Origin of the sequence: Patulibacter sp. (assembly GCF_030655195.1) — a bacterium.
In the GTDB taxonomy this organism is placed as follows: domain Bacteria; phylum Actinomycetota; class Thermoleophilia; order Solirubrobacterales; family Solirubrobacteraceae; genus Patulibacter.
On the sequence record NZ_JAURWA010000036.1, the window covers coordinates 1 to 2,983 of the forward strand.

Consider the following 2,983-nt stretch of genomic DNA (forward strand, 5'->3'; position numbering starts at 1 on the left):
CGCGCCGCGCGGCGCGCCGCGATCCAGCGGCCCGCCCCGGCAGGGCCGTCCGACGAGCGGCCGGGCCTGACCCGCAACGGGCAGCCCACGCTGCCGCGGGACGTCTGGCGCGACGAGTCGCACCTCGCCCCGGTCGTCGGCGTGCTGCGCCGGCGGGGGAAGTTCTTCGTCGCCGAGCCCCTCTTCGGCGACGGCGGGCGGTCGGGCCGCCAGGTGTCCGTCGACAAGGGCGCGCGCGAGCTGGGCGAGGGTCGGATCGGGCTGTTCGTCCCGGCCGGCGGCGGCCGACGGTCCCGCAGCCACCGCGTCGCCCGCGAGCTCGGGACGCCCGACGTGGCACGGGACGTCCTCGAGGCGCTGCTCCTGGACCGCGGGCTGCCCCGGCGCATCGCCCGCGAGGTCGGCATGGAGGCCGAGGGCGTCGCCGGTGCGCTCGGACCCGCAGCCCGGTGGGACGTCGGATCGGGCGCTCCCGCGCGGCGGGACCTGCGGGGTCTGCCGACGTTCACGATCGATCCCGTCACCGCCCAGGACTTCGACGACGCGATCAGCGCCGCGGCCGCCGACGCGGACGGGGTCCCGGCGGACGGCGACGGCTTCGGTGGGCCGCCGCTGCCCGCGGACGGCTCGCGCGTGTGGGTCCACATCGCCGACGTCTCCGCGTTCGTGCGGCCCGGTGGCGCGATCGACGGCGACGCCCGCTGGCGGGGCACCAGCGTCTACGTCCCGGGCACCGTCGAGCCGATGCTGCCCCCGGCGCTCTCGAACGACGCGTGCTCGCTGGTGCCGAACGTCGACCGGCTCGCCGTGACCGTGCAGATCGACCTGCGTGGCGGGACGGTTCTGGGCGCCGAGGTGTTCCGCTCGATCATCCGCTCCGACGCCCGCCTGACGTACGAGGAGGTCGACGAGGTCTTCGCCGGGACGCGCCGCGCGGAGGACCCGTGGGCGGGCCCGCTCGACGTCGCCCGGCGCGTCGCGCTGGCGTTGCAGGACCGGCGCGAGACGACGACCAACGCGCTCGAGCTGGACACGGGCGAGCCGCGGTTCACCTTCGACGACGCCGGGCACCCGCGCGACATCGTCGTGGAGCGCGCGACGGAGTCCCACCGCCTGATCGAGCACCTGATGGTGACGGCGAACGAGCAGGTCGCCCGTCTCCTGTCCGAGTCCCGCACGCCGACGCTGCACCGGGTGCACGGGCTGCCGGAGGTCTCGTCCGTGGGACGCCTGGTGGAGCAGCTGGCGACGCTCGGCGTCCCGATGCCGACGTCGCTGGTCACGGCGGAGGGCGAGGCCCGGGCCCTGGCGTCGAAGGAGGACGCCTCCGCCGCGGTCGCCGAGCTGTCCCGTCGGGTCGACGCGCACGTGCGGCGCACGGGCCACGGACGGGCCGGGCTGTCGTACCTCGTGCTCCGGGCGCTGCAGCAGGCGCGGTACGAGCCCAAGGGCCTCGGGCACGCGGGGCTCGGCCTGCGGCACTACTGCCACTTCACGTCGCCGATCCGGCGCTATCCCGACCTGGTCGCGCACCGGGCGGTGCTGTCGCTCGTCGGCGCGGGGGAGGAGGCGCCGGCCGGCTCCTCCAGCCGCCTCGAGGAGCTCGGGATCTGGTGCTCGGCGACGGAGCGCGAGGCGATGGGCGTGGAGCGGACCGCCGACGCGATCACGCGGGCGTTCCTGCTGCAGCGCATCCTCTTCGAGCGCGGGGACGACGCGCGGTTCTCCGGCGAGGTCACGGGGCTGTCCGGCGGCGGCGCGTTCGTGCGCTTCGGGGGCCAGGGTCTGCCCGACGACTCGTTCGAGGGGTTCGTCCCGGTGCGGCGCATGGCGGAGGACTGGTGGGACCTCGACGAGCCCGGCACGATCCTCGTCGGCAGCCGGTCGGGGCAGAAGGTCCGGATCGGCGACCCGCTCGACGTCGCGGTCGAGAGCATCGAGCCGGTCCGCGGGCGCGTGTCGCTCGTGGTCGGCCGGTGATCGCAGAGCGATCGGCCGGGGCGGGGCCCTCCCGTCCTCTGCGGGTGGGCCGTGCCCTGTCGCGGTCCGGTGCGGTCCGGCCCGCGAAGCACGGGTCGGGGCCCGCCCGGTCTCCGCGCGGCGCTACGCTCGTCCGCTGATGGCGAAGGGCAAGAAGAAGAAGCCCTCGGGCGGCGACTACGGCTACAACCGGCAGGCCCGGTTCCGGTACGAGCTGCTGGACCGGCTCGAGTGCGGCATCGTCCTGACGGGCACCGAGGTCAAGTCGCTGCGCACCCACGGCTGCATGATGGGCGACGCGTACGTCGACGTCCGCCGCGAGGAGCTCTGGCTGCAGAACCTGCGGATCGAGCCCTACGCGCCCGCCGCGCTGAACAACCACCTGCCGGACAAGCCGCGCAAGCTGCTCGCCCACCGGCGGGAGATCGACCGGCTGCTCGGCCAGACGACCACGAACGGGCTGACCCTCGTCCCGACGCGGATCTACCCCAAGGACCGACGGATCAAGGTCGAGATCGCGCTGGCGCGCGGCAAGAACGTCGCCGACAAGCGCCAGGACATGAAGGCGCGGGACATGGACCGCGAGATGCAGCGCGCCCTGCGCGAGCGCTCGCGGTAGGGGGCGGGCGCCGGAGGCGGAGGGCGCGGGAGGCGGCGGTCGCTGGAGGCGGGCGCGCGCGGGAGGCGGCGGGCGCCAGAGGCGGCGGACGCGGGGCGGGGCGTGCGTCATCCGCCACTCCGGGTCCCGGGTCCGTGCCGATCGGCGGATGACGCCCGCCTGGCGTGCCTCATCCGCCAATAGGTGAGGGACCCCCGTCCGGATCGACGGGTGACGCACGTCGTTCCCGCCCGGGCTCCGGCACCGGTCCCCGCTCACCCGCCAGGACGCCGGAACGCCCACGCCCCCACGCGCCGGACCGCCCACGCCCCCACGCGCCGGACCGCCCACGCCCCCACGCGCCGGACCGCCCACGCGCCCACGCGCCGGACCGCCCACGCGCCC

At 76.1% G+C, this 2,983-nt stretch carries 2 protein-coding genes; both read left to right on the forward strand.

Annotated features, from left to right (window positions below; genetic code table 11):
• Window positions 1-1,980 (forward strand): RNB domain-containing ribonuclease (locus tag Q7T67_RS03945; protein WP_304786213.1); only part of this gene is annotated, 1,980 nt, incomplete at its 5' end.
• 139 nt (window positions 1,981-2,119) lie between these two features.
• On the forward strand, window positions 2,120-2,599 hold the full coding sequence (gene smpB, locus Q7T67_RS03950) for an SsrA-binding protein SmpB (RefSeq protein ID WP_304786214.1): 480 nt from the start codon (window positions 2,120-2,122) through the stop codon (window positions 2,597-2,599).
• The last annotated feature ends 384 nt before the right edge of the window (window positions 2,600-2,983 follow it).